This window comes from Caulobacter sp. P4_E5, assembly GCF_056401555.1.
Genome location: NZ_JBFUJD010000008.1, coordinates 68,024 through 86,232, shown reverse-complemented (window position 1 = coordinate 86,232; position 18,209 = coordinate 68,024). Strand labels below are relative to the sequence as shown.

Genomic DNA, 18,209 nt, shown 5'->3' with positions numbered 1-18,209 from the left:
GATGAGCCGAAACTGGCCTGACCAATCGGAGGCGTTCCATGTCGAGCTTTCCCCGGTCCGCTCCCCTTGCCCTGGCCGTGCTGGCCGCCGCCGTCGCACCGGTCCAGGTCCTGGCCCAACGCGCCGAGTTCACGTTCAACGACGGCTGGAGGATGGCGACCGGCGAGGCGGCCGGCGCCGAGAAGCCCGACTTCGACGATACGGCCTGGAAGGCGGTCACCTTGCCGCGCGCCTTTAACGAGGACGAGGCCTTCAAGGTCGACATCCATGATCTGAAAGGCGGGATCACCTGGTACCGCAAGCGCTTCGTCCTGCCGGAAATCTTCGCGGCCGGCGGTAAGGCCTTCCTGGAGTTCGAGGGCGTGCGCCAGGCCGGCGACGTCTATGTCAACGGCGTCTTGGCCGGGGGGCACGAGAACGGCATCACGGCCTTCGGCGTCGACGCGTCCAAGCTTCTCAAGCCCGCGCCGTTCGAGAACGTGGTCGCGGTGCGGGTCGACAGCGACTGGAAGTACAAGGAGCGCGCCACCAGCAGCGGCTTCCAGTGGAACAACAACAATTTCAATGTGAACTACGGCGGTATCCACCGCGCCGTGCGGCTGCACCTGACTGGCGGCTTGCACCAGACCTTGCCGCTGTATTCCAGCCTCGGCACGACCGGCGTCTACGTCTGGGCCGACGACTTCGACATCAAGGGCCGCGCCGCGACGATCCACGCGGAGTCCCAGGTGCGCAACGAGACTGACCGGCCGCGCACGTTCAGCTACCGCGTCACCGTCCGCGACGTGGACGGCAAGACGGTCGGCGCGTTCGTCGGCCCCACTGTCACCTTGGCGCCTGGCGAGACGCGCGTGGTCTCGGCCAAGCAACGGCTGAAGGGTCTGAATTTCTGGAGCTGGGGCTACGGCTATCTCTACGCGGTCGGCACGACTCTGGTGGAGGATGGCAAGGCGGTCGACGAGGTCGTCACCCGCACCGGCTTCCGCAAGACCGCCTTTGGCCAGGGCATGATCCGGCTGAACGACCGTGTCATCCAGGTCCACGGCTATGCCCAGCGGACCAGCAACGAATGGCCGGCCTTGGGGACCGACATCCCGCCCTGGATCARCGACTTCTCGAATGCGCTGATGGTCGAGAGCGGCGGCAATCTCGTACGCTGGATGCACATCACCCCGGCCCGCCAGGACGTGACCTCGGCCGATCGCGTGGGGCTGATGCAGGCCATGCCCGCCGGCGACGCCGAGAGCGACGTCACCGGCCGCCGCTGGGACCAGCGCAAGGAGGTGATGGCCGACGCCATCGTCCGTTTCCGCAACAATCCGTCGATCGTCTTCTACGAGGGCGGCAACGAGAACATCAGCGACGAACACATGGCCGAGCTCAAGGCCATCCGGGACCGGTTCGACCCGCACGGCGGCCGCGCCATCGGCTCGCGCGAGATGCTGTCCAGCAAGGTCGCCGAGTATGGCGGCGAGATGCTCTACATCAACAAGAGCGCCACCAAGCCGGTCTGGGCGATGGAATATTCCCGCGACGAGGGCGCGCGGAAGTTCCAGGACGATTTCACGCCGCCGTTCCACAAGGACAGCCCCGACTACAACCGCAATCAGGACAGCCACGCGGCCGAGAACGTCCGCCGCTGGTACGACTACTGGCGCGAGCGTCCGGGCGGCGGCGACCGGGTCAGCTCGGGCGGGGTCAATATCATCTTCTCCGACAGCAACACCCACTTCCGGGGCGACAACAACTATCGCCGCAGCGGCGAGGTGGACGCCATGCGCCTGCCCAAGGAAGGCTTCTACGCCCACCAGGTGATGTGGGACGGCTGGGTCGACGTCGAGCGGCCGCGATCGCACATCGTCGGCCACTGGAACTACGCCCCCGGGACCGTCAAGGATCTGCTGGTGATCTCTAGCGCTGACAAGGTCGAGCTGAAGCTGAACGGCCGCTCACTGGGCTTTGGCCGCAAGAGCGACGGCTTCCTGTTCACCTTCGACAAGGTGGCTTGGGCGCCGGGCAAGCTCGAGGCGATCGGCTACGACGCCAAGAGCAAGGTCATCTCGACCCATGCGGTGGAGACGACCGGCGAGCCCGCCGCCTTGCGCCTGACGCCGCGCACTGGGCCGGGTGGCTGGAAGGCCGACGGGGCGGATCTAGCGCTGGTCGATGTCGAGGTCGTCGACAAGCAGGGACGCCGCGTGCCGACGGCGCTGAACACGATCAACTTCTCGACCTCGGGACCGGTCGAGTGGCGCGGCGGCATCGCCCAGGGCGACTCGCTAGGCCGCAAGCCCGCCGCCCCGACGTCCGCCGAGCCGCAGAAGCCGGCGGGCGCCGACCAGGTCACCAGTTTCCCGGGCGCCGCGCGCGGCGACGACAACTTCATCCTGGCCAAGACCCTACCGGTCGAGGCGGGCGTCAATCGCGTGTCGCTGCGCTCGACTTTGGAGAGCGGCAAGGTGACCGTCACCGCCCAGGCCGAGGGGCTGCCCGCGGCCTCGCTGACCCTGGACGTGGCCGCGCCGCCGAAGGCGGACGGCCGCTGGCCGGCGGGCGACGACGCCCTGCCGGTGAGCCTGGCGCGCGGCCCGACGCCGGCGACCCCGTCGTTCAAGCCCTGGCGGGTGACGGTGCGGCCGATCGCGACGACCGCCGGCTCGAATGCCGACACCGTCGGCCATGCCCAGGACGACGACGAGATGACCCACTGGGCCAGCGACGGCCAGTTGGCCAACGCCTGGATCGAGTACCGCCTGGACAAGCCCCAGGTGGTCGACGAGCTAGAGCTGAAGTTGATCGGCTGGCGTCTGCGTTCGTACCCGCTGCGCGTCACCATGGACGGCGTCGTGGTCTACGAGGGCGAGCCGGCCAAGACCCTGGGCTATGTCGCCCTGCCGTTGAAGCCGGTGAAGGGGACCCGCCTACGCATCGCCCTGACGGGCGGCACGATCGACCGCGACGGTTTTGGCAAGATCGTGGAAGTGAACGGCGCCCGCGCCGGGTTGGACACGGGCGCCGAGAAGGTCGCCACCGGCGGCGCGCTCGGGATCATCGAGGCCGAGCTGCTACGGCGCGTGAAGTAGAAGGCGGGCGCGGCCTTTACGGCCGCGCCTTGGCCACCTCGACCGCGTAGACTTGGTTCGCCCCATGCATGTTGGAGCGGAACACCAGCCACTTGGCGTCCGGCGTGAAGTTGACGTTCGGCTCCAGGCGATAGTCGTGGCCGCGCATGTCGACCAGGCGCTCGGAGTCCAGGACGCCGGGGGCGATCAGGTGCTCGGCGCCGGGCGCATGGATGCCGGCGACGTCCGGCACGGCGCGAGGCTTCAGCAGCACGATCCATTTGCCGTCCGGCGCATGGGCGACCATTTCGCTGTCGCCGCCATCGCCGGCGAACAGCTTGCCGTCCGGCGAGCTGTTGAAGTGCACCGACCAGTCGTTGCGCTGGACGTGCATCCAGTTGCGCTTGCCGGTGGCGATTTCGTAGCCGGCGACCCAGAAGTCCTCGCCGCGCGGGGTCTGCAGGTCGTACCAGACGGTCTTGCCGTCGGCGCTGAACCATTCGTGGCCCGCGATCTCCATGTTCATGGTGCGGCTGTGGATCTTGACCGGTGTATCGCCCGTCTTGTCGACACGGACCAGCCACAGGCGGTCGACCTTGTGCCACGGACCCTCGTGGCAAAACATCAGCAGGCCCGGATCGGTGGGCGAGAACTGCAGGTGGTTCAGCCAGTCGGTCGCCTGATGGACGATCTTGCGCTCACCCGTGACCGTGTTGATCGTGAAGATCTCCATCGGGATGCGGCTGTCCAGGCGCGCGTTCAGCTGCACCTCGCGGCCCTCGGCGTAGCTCAGCTCGCGGCCGTCGGCGCTCTTCACGTCATCGGGGTTCTTGGGCAGGGAGTCGGCCAGGTTCGGTGGTATTGGCACGTCGGTGCGGACGGCGACGCCGGCCAGCAGGGTTTCGTCGGCGTTGAGGGTCTGCAAGGACCCGCGGTCCATCTTGGCCACTTCGCGGGTGGCCTTGGTGTAGGGATCGGTGGCCATGACCGCCTTGGGGCCCATCGGATCGGTGGTCAGCGCCTTCTCGTAATAGACCGCGCCGGTCTTGCGGCCGACGAACAGCAGACGGACCCGGCCTTCGACGATCTTGGTCAGGGCGCGGGTCGTCAGGTCCATGGCCGTGATGCCGTTCGGCGACGAGAAGACCAGCCGGTCGCCCTTGGGCGTGTAGCCGTTGTAGTTGAAGTAGAGGCTGGAGCTGCCGGGCTCGCGCGAGAGGCGGACGATCCGGTGGCCAGTGGCCTTGTCTACCCATTCCAGCGGCGCTTCGGGAGCGCCAGGCTTGGCGGCGGTCTGCATATCCTGAGCCGACGCCGCGCCGCTCAGCAGGAGGGCGATCAGGCCGCCAATCAGAAACAACTTCATTGGAACGCCTTCCGGGTGACGATGGCCGCCGGCTTGGGCGACTTCATGCCCTCGCCGAGCTGGAAGCTGGTGTGGGGCGGTTGGTTGTAGGCGGTGTTCTGCCAAGCGATCGACACGCGGTATTGCGGGTCGTGCATCAGAGTCACCAGACGCCGCTCGGTGGGGTAGGGCGTGGCGTAGATCCGCAGGGACTTGTTGTCGTCGGCCCGCCAGATCACCTCCTCGCGCCAGTCGCCCAGGATGTCGGCCGATAGGGTCGGCGTCGACTTGGTGCCGTTGTTGGACAGCATGCCCTCGGCGGTCAGCAGCGGCGTGGCTTGGCCGGTCTTCCAGTCCCACTTGCTGATCTGGTTCTTGTCCAGAAGCTCTCGCAGGTCGTCGCCGTCCCACCAGATCGCGAAGTTCGTCTGACGGGGATGCTTGACGCCCTCGATGGCTTTGCCTTGAGCGGTGTAGAGCGCGTCCGAATTCGTGCCCCAGGCCTCGTCGCCAGGGAAGCGTGGATCGATGTCGGCGGCCAGGCCCCGGCCGGTGTCGCGATCGGTGGGCGTGCTCCATAAGACCTTACCGGTCTTGGCGTCCAGCATCGCCGCGCCCACGCCGCCGTTCATCTTGGGGCTTTCGTGGACGCCGAACTTCTCCAGGCCCGGATGGGTGGGGTCGAGATCGCCGACGTGCATGGCGTCGCCGTGGAAGAGGCGGGCGCTCCACAGGCCCTTGCCGTTGTCGTCCACCGTCATCGAGCCGTAGATGATCTCGTCACGGCCATCGCCGTCGACGTCGGCGACGCTGAGCTGGTGATTGCCCTGGCCGCCGAAGGCCTCGTTGCCCGGCGCGGCGCTGTCGAACAGCCAGCGCTGGGTCAGCTTGCCGTCCCGCCAGTCCCAGGCCGCCAGGGTCGAGCGGCCGTAGTAGCCGCGGGCCATGACGATGCTGGGACGCTGGCCGTCCAGATAGGCGGTTCCGGCCAGGAAGCGGTCGGAGCGGTTGGCGTAACCGTCGCCCCAGATCTCGGTCATCTGTTCGACCGTGGGCGCGTCGGTGCGGGGATCGCGCGGGGGAGTGTAGGGCGCGCTGACCAGAGCCTTGCCCGTGGCGCCTTCGAAGACGGTCAGATATTCTGGGCCGCGCAGGATGCGGCCCTGAACCTTGGCGACCTTGGTTCCGTCCGGCGTGACGAAGGCCCCGGTCCGGTCGGCCTGAGGCCGCTCGCCGCCGCTTTCGCGCCAGTCGGCGTTGGGATCGCCCAGCACCTTGCCGGTCCCGTCGATCGTGCCGTCGCTGGTGCGTACGGCGAGCTCGGCCTTGCCGTCGCCGTCATAGTCGAAGACCTGAAACTGGGTGTAGTGCGCGCCCGCTCGGATGTTGCGGCCCAGATCGATGCGCCACAGGCGTTTTCCGTCCAGGGTGTAGGCATCGAGGAAGGCGTTGCCGGCGTAGCCGCCGAACGCGTTGTCCTTCGAGTTGGTCGGATCCCACTTCAGGATGATCTCGTAACGGCCGTCGCCATCCAGGTCGCCGACGCTGGCGTCGTTGGCCGTATATGAGTAGGCCTCGCCCGCTGGGGTGACGCCGCCCGCCGGTGGCTCGATCGGAATCGAGAGATAGCCGTCAGCCCAGACCTGGGCCGGAACGCTGGCCGCGCCTTCCTTGCCCTTGGCGACAAGCCGCACCGAATAGGCGCCCGCGCCGGGCGTGGTGTCGACGAAGCCCGTGCCGCCTTTCAGCGGCTTGGCGTTCAGCTTCTTGCCGTCCTTATAGAGATTGAAAGCTGCGTTGGTCGGGTCGTCGCCCAGCAGGCGCCAGCTGATCAGCACGCCGCCGTCCTTGGCGGGAACGGCGACGACGCCGCGATCCAGTGATTCCATCCAGCGGGGAGCGGCTTGAGCCCCGCTCGCCATCAGCGCGGCGGCGCAGATCGTCGCGCCGAACCGCATTCCCATACGTGCCGTCATGGGCGTCTGGCCCTCCCTGAACCCTTTGTAGGATCCCGGCTGGCCGCGGTGAGCGGCTTCTGTCCGGCGCGCCGTGCGAGGCCGTCGGGATCGCTTCGGGTTACACCACGAAACCCATGTTCTGTCTTCCCACAAATTGCATTGACATCTCAATATGTGGCACTACTGTAATTGTACTAAGAATGCGTCGTTGTGCGTGGAGTCGACCTTCGGGATCGTTCGCGTGGGACAGGGGCATCGGGGGTCCCAGGGGACGGGATTCCKGGCAAGGAAACTAAAGGGAGGGACACCATGCAGTTCACCATGGCGCGCCGCCGTGCGGCCGCCGCCACCGCCTCGATCCTGGCGCTCAGCGCCGGTCTCGCGCTCACCGATCAAGCCGCTGCCCAGGCAGGCGGCCAGACTTCAGCCACCACCATCAAAGGCGCCGACGATCCGACTACGGTTGACGTGATCGTCGTCGGCGCGCGCGCTTCGCAACAGAACGCGATCCAGCGCAAGAAGCGGAGCAAGACGGCTCAGGACTCGATCGTCGCCGACGATGTCGGCTCCTTCCCGGACAGCAACGTCAACGAAGCCATGTCGCGCATCGCCGGCGTGGCCATCGAGCGCAATGGCTTTGGTGAGGGCGACGGCGTCACGATCCGCGGCAACGGCGCCGACCTTACCCGCATCGAACTGGACGGCCTTGGCGTCGCCGCCTCGGGCTTCAGCCTGGCGGCCGGGGGCGGTGACGGCCGCTCGTCCGACATGCGCGAGCTGCCCGCCGAAATGATCAAGAGCCTGGACGTTATCAAGGGCCAGACGGCCGACATGACGCCCGGCGGCCTCGGCGCCACGGTGCAGATTCAGACCCGCACCGGGCTCGACTTCAAGAAGCCTTATCTGTCGCTGCGCGGCGCGGCCGCCGGCAATACCCTGTCGAAGAAGGCCGGTCCCGAGATCGGCGTCGTCGGCGCCCGCCAATTCTTCGAGGGCCGCCTAGGCTTCGTCGGTAACCTGAACTCGACCAAGCGCTACAACGACAGTCACGCGCTGAACAACGCTGGTTCGAACAACCAGCAGGGCTATACGCGTTTCGCCGACTTCGACAATTCGCCGAACAAGACCTGGGCCTACAATCCGGCGGCGACCAACGGCATCGACGCCAGCACGCCGATCGGAACCTGGGCCTTGGCCAGCGGCGGTGGCAACTTCAACGCGCCGACCCCGCTGGACGTGGTCACCAAGTCAGCGGGCGCCAAGACCAAGGCCGACTGCCTGGCGGCCTTCCCCCTGTTGACCGACGCCCAGCTGAACACCATCGCCGCGGGCACCAACGGCGGCAACCGCCAAGCGGCGCAGGCGGCGATGATCAACTCGCAGATCAGCTGCTTGAACCAGTGGAACGACTACACGCCGAACCTGGTGCGCGACCAGAACTGGTCGCAGTACGAAAACCGCCTGTCCTGGGACCTGCGCCTCGACTATCGCGTCACCGACAACCTGACGATCTTCGCCAAGTACCAGGTCGCCAACCGCAGGCAGCACGAGGACAACCGCCAACGCACGCGCGGCGGCATCACCTCACTCGGCGCGGCCACCGTGGGCTCGGTCAATTCGCCGCTGGTCAACAACACCTTCTATCCGGCCGGTACGGCCAATCCGCTCTCGGCCGTGGCGGGATCGGGTTACTCGATCTTCAGCGGAGCCTTCCCGACCGGTGTGTCCGCGATCGACACCACGCCCGGCACGGTGATCACCAATGGCTCGTTCCCGATTTACGGGGTGGCGGCCAACATCATTCCAGGTTCGATCAAGGTCGATGACGCGCACCACCTGACCTCGTTCGACATCACCAATGCCGCGGTGGGTATCGATCACATCGAGAATACCCAGGACTGGAAGACGAACTACATCACGTACGGCGCCGACTACGACAATGGTCCGCTGAAGGTCGAGTTCCGCGGCGGCCGGTCCGACGCCTCCTATACGCGTTACGACCGTCGCCTCTCGCGCAGCTACACCTACGGCAACGCGACCATGCGCGCGCTGGACAACGGCATCTGGACGATCGACACGCCGGCCTCGTACGACGAGACCAACATGACGAACTTCGTGCAGATGCTGGCCCCCACCGCGCCCGGCCTGCCCAGCTACAGCGCCCTATCGCGCCTGCAATGGAACCCGCGGATCGTCGAGAGCGGCGAGGATCAGTACAAGCTCGACGTCAGCTATCTGGTCGACGACAAGCTGCCCTTCTTCACGCGATTCAAGGTCGGCGGCTTCTACCGCGAAGCCACTACCAACTCGTGGGGCGCCGGCGGCTATTCGCCCTCTGCCGGGGTCTTCGTCCCGACCATGGCGCTGCGCAGCGACGTCCGCGCCTGCGAGAACGTCGCCAGCACCACGGCGACCAACGCTTGCGCCTATGGCTACGCGCCCAATCCCACCACCGGCACCACGTTCCTGTACGGCGTCGAGACAGTGCCGCAATCCAAGCTGATCTCGATCTTCCAGAACAGCCTGCAGGACAACTCCGGCGCCTTCATGAAGGGCTTCGAGGGCACCAAGGGCCTGACGGTGTGGGACAGCATCGACGTGCCGAAAGCCTTCAGCGAACTGGCCAGCGCCGCGAACTACAACTTCGACTGCGTGAAGTCCTGCAAGGCCAGCGATGGCAAGACCTACGACCAGCCGGTCAACAAGGCGCTGGAGAAGTACTATTCTTGGTACTGGATGGCGGAGTTTGAACAGCAGCTGCCGTTCAACATGGAGCTGAACGGCAATCTCGGCATGCGCATGCTGAAGACCGAGGTGTCCGGATCCGGCTATGTAGGCTTGACCTACACGGTCAAGACCGCGGCGTTCAATCCGGCCGACCCTTCGGCGTCGGCGGGGATCGCCACCACCACCTTCACCAAGCCGGTGACCCTGAATCGCGAATATACAGGCTGGATGCCGGCCTATAACGCGGCCCTGTGGGCGATCCCCGACAGGCTGGTGCTGCGCTACTCGTGGGCTAAGACGATCGCGCCGCCGCCGCTGAACCGCCTGTTCCCGAGCGGCTCGTGCACCTATGACGAGCGCCGGGAAGGCGTCCAGGATAGCGATGGCAGCGAACAGGACATGACCTGCGGCAACACCCCCATCGGCAATCCCGACCTGAAGCCGTATACGGCGACCAAAAACAACACCAGCATCGAGTGGTACCCGAACCGCGATACCTCCTTCAGCGTGGCCTATTACCGCCAGAAGGTGCGGATCGGCGCGCCGGCTCAGGTGCCGCTGAAGAATAGCAACATCTTCGCCGGCAGCGACGAAATCGTCCCGGGCACGACCCGGCGGCTCTCCGACTATGAGTTCGGCCTGAACACGTACGTCAACGGTCCGGGCTATGTGCAGACGGGCTGGGAGTTCGCGGCGCGGACGGCGTTTACGCGCCTGCCGTGGAAGCTCAAGCACACCGGTATGGACTTCAACGTCTCGACGACCAAGTCTGGCTCCGCGGCGGCCTATATCGACCCGCTGACCGCCGACGCGCTGGATCCGGCCGGGCAGTCGAAGTACTTCGCCAACCTGGTGTTCTGGTACGACGACAACGTCACCAAGATCCGCGTCGCCTATCAGACCCGCGACCGAGTCCTGACTTGCATCTCGCCGTGCAGCTCCACCGCGTCCTCGCCGGTCCGTAACTCGCCGAACACCAACATCGGCAACTTCGTCGGCTTCCCGTACAATCCGGGCGAGCCGCTCTATTCGGAGAAGTACGAATATCTGGACGCCAAGATCTCGCGTCGGGTCAATCCGAACCTCGAGCTCTACGTGGAAGGTCGCAACCTGCTGAACGCCGCTCGTCTGAGCGTCGGCTCCGACCGAGCTGGCTTCGCGGACCGCGCCAATCCGTGGTCGGCGCAGTTCGGCGGCGCCCGCTACGCGGTCGGCTTCGTCTACAAGAACTAGAGCGATGCGGGGTGGCGTGACGGTCTCGCGGCGGGGAGTGCTGGGTTCCGGCCTGGCCCTTCCTGCCACCCTAGGCGGGTTCGGCGAGGCCACCGCCGCCCCGGTCGTTTCGGCCGATCTGCATTGGCTGGGGGATGCTCCGCCTGTCGCGCCTGGCGCGGCGGTGTGGGGCGCGCCCTGGCCGCGCGGGGCGGTGAAGCCGAAGACCGCCATGACCGCCATCGGTGTCGACGGCCAGGCTCTGCCTTTGCAGACCTGGCCGCTGGCCTATTGGCCGGACGGCTCGCTGAAATGGACCGGTCACGCCGTCTCGGGCGCGACCGGCAAAGGCTTCCAAGTTAGGCCGGGCAAGCCTGTCGCTCCTCCCAAACCCGTCCAGGTTCGCGAGACATCCGAGCGGATCGAGGTCGTCGCTGGCGATCTTGTCTGCCGTTTCGGACGTCCGGGCGGGGCTTTGATCGAAAGCGTCAACCTGGCCGGGCGCGAGACCCTGCGCGGCGGTCGGCTCGTCTGCCTCAACCAAACCCTGCCGCCGGGTGATCTGGGCTCTCGCGAGACCCAGGTCTTCGACGGCGTGATCGAGACGGTGACCGTCGAACAGCGCGGTCCGGTGCGGGCCGTAATCCGCCTTGATGGCCGCCATCGCGGCGCGGGCCGGGACTGGCTGCCGTTCACGGTGCGGGTCGCGGTCGACACCGAGGGGCGGCTGACCCTGACCCACAGCTTCGTGTTCGATGGCGACGGAAACAAAGACTTCATCGCCGGCCTCGGGATTCGTTTCGACGTCCCGCTGACCGACGAACTTCAGAACCGTCACGTGCGCTTCGCCGGCGAAGGCGAGGGCATGTGGGGCGAGGCCGTCCGCAACCTGCCGGGCTGGCAGCCCGCCAAGTTCGCCTTGGCCGGCAAATTTCCCGACCAGCTGCGCGGCGAGCGCGTGCCCGACCTCGCGTCCATGGACGCCAAGACCCGCGACCAGCTTCTGACCGTGCCCGCCTGGGATGGCTATCGCCTGTTCCAGGGCGACGCCGACGCCTTCGCGATCGACAAACGGACCAACACCAAAAGCAGTTGGTTACGCGCCGACCACGGCGGCCGCTCTCCCGGCCTTGGCTATGTCGGTGGCGTTTCCGGCGGGGTCGCGTTCGGCGTCCGTCATTTCTGGCAACGCCATCCGACCGGCCTGGAAATCGAGGGCGCGACGACCGACGCCGCCACCGTCACCCTGTGGCTATGGTCGCCTCAGGCCGGCGCCATGGATCTGCGTCACTACAGCGACCGCGCTCACGGCCTGGAGATCCAGTACGAAGACGTCGAGGAGGGGCACAGCACCCCGCTGGGCGTGGCCCGCACCAACCAGGTGTTCCTGTGGCCAGTAGCCGCCACCCCGTCGCGCGAGACCCTCTCGGCCATGGCGCGGACCACGGCGGAGCCACCGCTGCCCGTCAGCGCCCCGGCCTACTACCAAGCCTGCGGCGTGTTCGGTGTCTGGGCGCCGGTAGACCGCTGCACGCCGGTCAAGGCCAAGCTGGAGGCGGAGCACGAGCGTCTGCTGGCCTTCTATCAGCACGAGATCGAGCAGCGCCGCTGGTACGGGTTCTGGGACCACGGCGACGTGATGCACACCTACGATCAGGACCGCCACGTCTGGCGCTACGACGTCGGCGGCTACGCCTGGGCCAACAGCGAACTGGTCCCGGACCTGTGGCTATGGACGGCGTTCATGCGCACCGGCCGCGCTGACGTGTTCCGCATGGCCGAGGCCATGACCCGCCACACCGGTGAGGTCGACGTTCACCATCTGGGCCCGTTCAAGGGTCTCGGGTCCCGCCACAACGTCAGCCACTGGGGCGATGGCGCCAAGGAGGCGCGGATCAGCCAGTCGCTGCTGCGCCGCCATTATTACTACCTGACCGCCGACGAGCGGACGGGTGACCTGATGGCCGAGCTGGTCGACGCCGACCACGCCCTGGCCGCGGTCAATCCAGTCCGCAAGGTCGCTGGCAAGACCAGCTATCCCACCCAGGCGCGCAGCGGCCCCGACTGGTTCGCCTTCGCCAGCAACTGGCTGGTGGCCTGGGAGCGGACCGGCGACACGCGTTGGCGCGACAAGATCGTCAAGGGCCTGGACGCGATCGCGGCCTCATCGAACGGCATGTTCACCGGACCGCCGTTCGGGTACGACCCGGCCACCGCGACCCTTTACGATCTCGGCAGCGCCTTCACGGGCAGCTACCACCTCGTGACGATCATGGGCGGGGCCGAGTTCGTGTTCGAGCTGGACGGCCTGATCGACGACCCGGCCTGGGCCAAGGCCTGGACCCGGTTCTGCGCCTACTACAGCGCGCCCCTGGCCGAGCGGCAGGCGGCCCTGGGACCCAAGGCGATCGACCGCTATTTCGCCTATCCTGTCTGGCACGCTCGCCTGACCGCCTGGGCGGCGCGGAAACTGAACGACCCGGTCCTGGCTCAGCGCGCCTGGCAGGAGTTCCTGAGCGAAGGGCGCGGGGGCAAGGCCAGTCGTCCGGCGCCGATCGAGCGCGTGATGGGCCCTTCAGTGCTGGATCCGATCGACGAGATGGCCAACGTCTCGACCAACCAGTCGTCGCAATGGTCGCTGAACCTGTTCGAACTGCTGGCCTTGGTCGGCGACGCCGCGCCCGCGACTCTACCGGCCGGCTGGGAGTAGGGCGAAGACCGCGAAGTTCCGCATCCGCAGATGGCTCTGGGTCGTCCTCAGGCCAAACCAGCCGCGCGTGTAAGGATCAGGGTCGCGGTGCTCGAACAGCCGGCGCCCGTCGGACCAGTATTCGATGCGCTCGCCGTCGGCGACGGGCCGCACGCGCGTCCAGCGGTTGGGCGCCAGCATCTCGTCGGCGGCCGCGTGGTCGTGTTGCGGTAATAGCGGCCGGTCGCCGGGTTTGCCGACATAGCGGCGAAAGCGCGTCGTCGTATTGCCGTTGCCGCCCTGGCCCACATAGTAGGTCTTCAAAGTGTCGTAGTCGGCGAAGGCCCCGGAGCGCGGATGCGCCAGCGGCGAGCCGCCATCGGTCTCGCGCGCCATCCAGAAGGCGTTCAGGTCGCTGACCCGGTCGTAGGGACCACCTGCCGAGACCGCCTGGGCCTCGTAGGTGACGGCCACCGGACCGATCAGCTCCGGCTTGAACCAGGCCGTGAGGCCGGCCGGAGCGACGATGTCCAGCACGCCGTCTTTGACCGTGACGGTCGCCGGCTTTTCGGCTTCGATCGCCCAGCGCTTCAGGCCATGACGGAAGTCGTCGGCGAACAAGCGCCGACCTTGGCCCGTGAAAGGCACAGCGGCCAAGCCCGCCAGCAGGGTTCGGCGGTCGAGGCTCATGGCGCCTCGTGGACGTTCTCGAACAACCGGGCCGGGCGCGCGTCGGGTGCTGTCGTCTCCAGAGACAGGTTCTCGATCTTCAGCCCGTCCACGTGCCGCGCCCACAGGCCATGGGCCGGGGAGGGGCCGAACATGCTGGGCTCGGGATAGGCTTCCGGCAGGTCGCCCGGCCGCCGCTCGGCCCACTCCACCGGCCCGCCGCCGCGATAGGACAGCCGGATGTTCGACAGCGTCACGTTCTGGATCGGTGACTCCGGTAGGCCGGCGATCGTGGCGGCGTAGTCGGGCAGGATGTCGAAGGCCTCGATGTCGCGCAGGACGATGCCGCGCATGGACCCCAGCGGCGTGCCTTCCGGCCCACGCCGCCGATCCCCGACCCGCAGGAAGATCGGTGCGGTGGTCACCTCGTACAGGTGCAGCCGCTCGGCGACCACATTCTCCATCGTCCCGCCATCGACGACCTCCAAGGCCAGGCCTCGCGAACGCGTGAAGCGGCAGTCGCGGATCGTCACGTCGCGGAACCCGCCGTTGGACTCCGTGCCGAGCTTGACGCGGCCGGTGACCCGGTCCTGGTCGGGTGAAACCAGCTGGGTCCGACCGAAGGTTCCGTCCAGCATCGTCCCCAGGTCGAAGCCGCTGACCTCGCAGTGTTCGATCACGACGCGTTCGGTCGGGATCAGCTCGCCCAGCGCCAGCGAGCTCTTCAGCACGATGGCGTCATCATTGGGCGTGTTCACGCGACAGCCGCTGACCAGGACGCCGCGACAACAGTCGATGTCGAGCCCGTCGCGGTTGGTGTCGACGACGAGGTCGCGCAGCACCAAGTCCTCGCAGCCGCTGGCCAGCACCCCGAAGTGACCGCCGCGATAGATCGTCAGGCCTTCGATCCGGGCCCGCTTCACTCGCTTCAGGGCGATGGCCTTGTTGCCCAGCCCCGCCATGGCCTCGATCGCCGGCGACAGTTCCGCCATCGCCTCGGCCGACAGCCCGGCCATGCTGAGCGGGAACTCGCCGGCCTGGCGTCTCCAGCGCGAGCCGGGGCCTTCGCGGGTCAGTCCCACGCCGTCGATGCGGCCGGGGCCCAGGATGGCCACGTCCTCCAGATCCTCGCCCCAGATCAGGCTGTTGCGCCAGTGGCTATGGCCAAAGTCCTGCCACAGGTCGTGCGGATTGGGTTCGGCGGCGTCATAAGTCCCACCGTGGAGCGCCGGATCGGCCGCCTCAAGCACGCAGCCTTCTTCCAGCCGCAAGGTGACGCCGCTGAGCAGGCGGATCGAGAACGACAGGTGGCGTCCGGCCGGCAGCACCACCTCGCCGCCGCCGCGTGCGTGCGCACGGGCGATGGCGGCGTTGATCGCGTCCGTGGCCAGGGCCGGACCGTCGCCTCTCATGCGTAGAGGCCGTGCCGCTTGAAGAACACGTCCAGCGCGGTCATCGCGGGGGCGAGCTGGCCGTCGGGCGTGCGAAGGCCAAAGCCGTGGCCGCCGACCTCCTGCAGGTGCATCTCAACCGGGACCTTCCGGGCGCGCAGGGCCTGCCACATCAGCACGCTGTTCTCGACCGGCACGGTCTTGTCGTCGGCCGCCGCGGCGATGAAGGTCGGCGGTGTGTCGGCCGGGGTGTTCAGCTCGACCGACACGGCCTGGCGCTGCGCGTCGGTGGGATTGGCGCCGAACATCTCCTTCACCGATCCGCCGTGGGCGTAGGGCGCGGTCAAGGTGATGACCGGATAGAACAGGCCCGCCGCGAAGGGTCGGGTCGGCAGCTTGTCGGCGTCGTCGACCGGGGCGTAGGTTTCGCGGCCGAACTGGGTGGCCAGGCGCGCGGCGACGTGGCCGCCGGCCGAGAAGCCGATCACCGCGACCTTGGCCGGGTCGACACCTAGCGACGGGGCGCGGGCGCGGATCAGGCGGATGGCGCGCTGGGCGTCCTGCAGGGAGACGTCCGGCCCCGCCGCCCAGCCATCGGCCGGCAGGCGGTAGTCCATGACGAAGGCGGTGATCCCCAGGCTGGCCAGCCAGGCGTCGATCGGTCCGCCGTTCTTGCCCACCGCCACGCGGCGATAACCGCCGCCGGGGATCATCAGCACCGCCGCGCCGTTCGGCTTGGCCGGGCGGCGCAGGGTCAGCCAGGGCTTGGTCACGTTCAGGAAGGCGGTGTCGTTCGGATCGCCGCCGGGCGTGCGCAAGATCACCTGCTCGGTGACGGTGACCTTCTCGCCGCCGGGCGCGCCCTTGGGCCAGAGATCGACGGTTTCGACGCCAGGAGCGCCCTCCGCCGCGCGGGCCAGAGCGGGCAGGGCCGCCAGGCCGGCGGCGAGGCCCAGCAGGGCGCGGCGGTCGGTTTCAATCGCCCCTCTTCTAGTTTCCACGAGGCGGCTCCTGGATGCGCGCCGCACTGGGCGACAGGATGAAGGTGTCGGGTGAGGGCGGATGCGCCGGATCGAACGGCGGCAGGTCGCTCGTCAGGTGGGCCGCCAGGTCCGGCACGCCGGCCCGGATCCCCTCGACCACGCAGCGCGCCAGTTGATAGGCGCCGTAGTTGTTGTGGTGGGTGGCGTCCTTGCCGCCGTCGTTGAAGGCTTTCGGCGCCTGGTCGGGCCCCAGTGCTTCGTAGAGCGTGGCGCTCATCGCATGGAGGTCGATCAGCGGGACGCCGAGATCCTTGGCCGTGTCGCGCACCGCCTGCGGATAGTCGCCGTGGGTGTTTACGATCTTGCCGGCGGCGTCGAACTTGCGGCGGTGCATCGAGGTCACCAGCACAGGCGTCGCCCCGCGCCGCCGCGCCTCGCCAACATACGCCCGCAGATAGTCGCGATAGGTGGTGGCCGCCTCGACATAGGTCTGGGGCCACTGAGTTTTCTGGTCGTTGTGGCCGAACTGGATCAGCAGCCAGTCGCTCGGCTTGATTCCGCTCAGGAGCTTGTCGAGGCGGTGTTCGGTCAGGAACGACTTCAGGGTCTCGCCGGACTCGGCGTGGTTGGCGACCGACACCTCTGGCTTGAAGAAGCGCGGCAGCATCTGGCCCCAGCTGGCCGCCGGCTCGCCATTCTGGTCCGTGACCGTGGAATCGCCAGCCAGGAAGACGGTGGGGATGGTGACTGGCTCGATCCTCAATCGCCGCACGGCGGCGGTGGAGCCGCAGAACTCCAGGGTCAGCTTGTCGTCCCAGTTGAAGCTGCCGACCTCGCGTGGATTGAGCAGGACCCGCGTTCCGCCGGGCGCGTTGCGCGGCGGCGGCGTGAGGTCGGGGCGGCGGACATTGACGACAATCGCACGCGTCTCGGTCTGGCGCGCGTCGACTCGGACGTTTTCCAGCATCAGCCGTCGGGCCTCGGCCTTTACCGTGGTCTCGGAGGCCTTGTCGCCGCCGAGTTCCAACGTGACCCGATAGTCGCCCTCCGGCACGCGGACGGAGAACAGGCGGTCGGATCCTGGCTCGAAGCCATGGCCGATGGCGGGATCAAAGGGCCCGATGGAAGGTGATGTCGTGAAATCGAAGGCCCACACGGGCGCGACCTCCCTGGCGAGCGCGACGCTCGGCGCGAGAACGAGGCTCGCCAACAGCTTGCGCCGGTCCAGGATCATGCCGCCTCCCTTGCGCGCCGTGTCCGTGATCTTGGTAGCGCCGCCAGCAGGGGGTTTCAATGTCAAAATACAGGACATTATCCTGGAATGTGGGACTTACGTCCCGGCGCGGACCGAGCGCTGGAACTCAGCCGGCGTACGGTCGTAGGCCTGCTTGAAGGCGGCGCTGAAATGGCTGTGGCTGGAGAAGCCCAGATCCAGAGCCAGGTTGGTCAGGTGGTCGTAGCTGTCCAGCAGATCCAAGGCTCGGGCCAGACGCAGCCGCAAATGATATCGATAGAGCGGCACGCCTTCGACCTGCTGGAACATCTGGGTCAGATAGACGGGCGAGACTCCGACCTCATCGGCGATCTCGGCCAGGGTCCAGCGGCGGCCGAGGTCAGAGGCCAGCACCAGCTTGGCGCGATCGACGAGCTTTTGGCGACCCCAGCTGGCTGCCGCGGCGTGCGAGGTCCGCTCACCCAGGGCGCGGCGCACCAGGGTCAGGCTGAGGGTCTCGGCCTCCAGGGTCTCGATCGCGCCGCGTGACAGGCTGTGGCGCAACAGGGCGACCAGGGCCTGGGCGCGGGGATCGATCCGCCGCCGCTGCCGCTCGAAGCTGACCAAGGGACCGCCGCGTGTCTGGTCCTTGGGCGTCAGCTCGGCCAGCATGGTCTCGCTCAGCGACAGCGACAGGCAGGCGTCGCCGCCGCCGACGGGATGGCTGATGCGGAAGCCTTCCTCGCTGTTGAGGAACACCACCTGGTTGGGCTCGGCCACCGCATCGCGGTCGCCGCCCAGGTGGTGCATGAACAGTCCGCGATAGGGGAACACGAGGTGCGCGCCGTGGGCGCACTCCTCGGGGCTCTTGTGCCGGCATGCGCCATCGCAGACCACGTCGTAAAGCGACACGGTCGGCGTATCGAGCAGTTGCTGGACGGCGTATCCGCTCATGATCCC

10 protein-coding genes are annotated in these 18,209 nt (G+C 67.5%); 3 read left to right on the top strand and 7 right to left on the bottom strand.

Annotated features, from left to right (window positions below):
* Positions 1 to 38 precede the first annotated feature (38 nt).
* Entirely contained in the window at positions 39 to 3,083 is a 3,045-nt protein-coding gene (locus AC1DSO_RS04465; protein ID WP_477067703.1) for a DUF4982 domain-containing protein, read from the top strand.
* Between the two features lie 16 nt (positions 3,084 to 3,099).
* Here AC1DSO_RS04465 and AC1DSO_RS04460 read toward each other — a convergent pair whose 3' ends face one another.
* The gene (locus AC1DSO_RS04460) at positions 3,100 to 4,428 is read right to left on the bottom strand and encodes an oligogalacturonate lyase family protein (protein WP_477067702.1); all 1,329 of its coding nucleotides are present in this window, start codon (positions 4,426 to 4,428) and stop codon (positions 3,100 to 3,102) included.
* Positions 4,425 to 6,383, bottom strand: coding sequence for a rhamnogalacturonan lyase (locus AC1DSO_RS04455; RefSeq protein ID WP_477067701.1), 1,959 nt, complete (start codon positions 6,381 to 6,383; stop codon positions 4,425 to 4,427). Before AC1DSO_RS04455 ends, AC1DSO_RS04460 begins: the two co-directional genes overlap by 4 nt.
* Before the next feature lie 291 nt (positions 6,384 to 6,674).
* Here AC1DSO_RS04455 and AC1DSO_RS04450 point away from each other — a divergent pair, with 291 nt between their 5' ends.
* Both AC1DSO_RS04450 and AC1DSO_RS04445 read left to right on the top strand, forming a co-directional pair.
* On the top strand, positions 6,675 to 10,325 hold the full coding sequence (locus AC1DSO_RS04450) for a TonB-dependent receptor (RefSeq protein WP_477067700.1): 3,651 nt from the start codon (positions 6,675 to 6,677) through the stop codon (positions 10,323 to 10,325).
* A 16-nt stretch (positions 10,326 to 10,341) separates the two neighbouring features.
* Positions 10,342 to 13,014, top strand: coding sequence for an exo-rhamnogalacturonan lyase family protein (locus AC1DSO_RS04445; RefSeq protein WP_477067699.1), 2,673 nt, complete (start codon positions 10,342 to 10,344; stop codon positions 13,012 to 13,014).
* Here the strand turns inward: AC1DSO_RS04445 and AC1DSO_RS04440 are convergent.
* From AC1DSO_RS04440 to AC1DSO_RS04420, 5 genes are all read right to left on the bottom strand, one after another.
* Positions 12,994 to 13,683 (bottom strand): DUF6250 domain-containing protein, encoded by a 690-nt coding sequence (locus AC1DSO_RS04440; RefSeq protein WP_477067698.1) that lies wholly within the window; start codon positions 13,681 to 13,683, stop codon positions 12,994 to 12,996. The two genes, AC1DSO_RS04445 and AC1DSO_RS04440, sit on opposite strands and share 21 nt — an antisense overlap.
* Positions 13,680 to 15,074, bottom strand: coding sequence for a rhamnogalacturonidase (locus AC1DSO_RS04435; protein ID WP_477067697.1), 1,395 nt, complete (start codon positions 15,072 to 15,074; stop codon positions 13,680 to 13,682). The genes AC1DSO_RS04440 and AC1DSO_RS04435 overlap by 4 nt, the downstream gene beginning before the upstream one ends.
* Positions 15,071 to 16,054 (bottom strand): alpha/beta hydrolase, encoded by a 984-nt coding sequence (locus AC1DSO_RS04430; protein WP_477067696.1) that lies wholly within the window; start codon positions 16,052 to 16,054, stop codon positions 15,071 to 15,073. The genes AC1DSO_RS04435 and AC1DSO_RS04430 overlap by 4 nt, the downstream gene beginning before the upstream one ends.
* Positions 16,044 to 17,270, bottom strand: coding sequence for a rhamnogalacturonan acetylesterase (locus AC1DSO_RS04425; RefSeq protein ID WP_477067695.1), 1,227 nt, complete (start codon positions 17,268 to 17,270; stop codon positions 16,044 to 16,046). The genes AC1DSO_RS04430 and AC1DSO_RS04425 overlap by 11 nt, the downstream gene beginning before the upstream one ends.
* 96 nt (positions 17,271 to 17,366) lie before the next feature.
* Positions 17,367 to 18,203, bottom strand: a complete 837-nt coding sequence (locus AC1DSO_RS04420; RefSeq protein WP_477067694.1) for a helix-turn-helix transcriptional regulator — start codon at positions 18,201 to 18,203, stop codon at positions 17,367 to 17,369.
* Positions 18,204 to 18,209 lie beyond the last annotated feature (6 nt).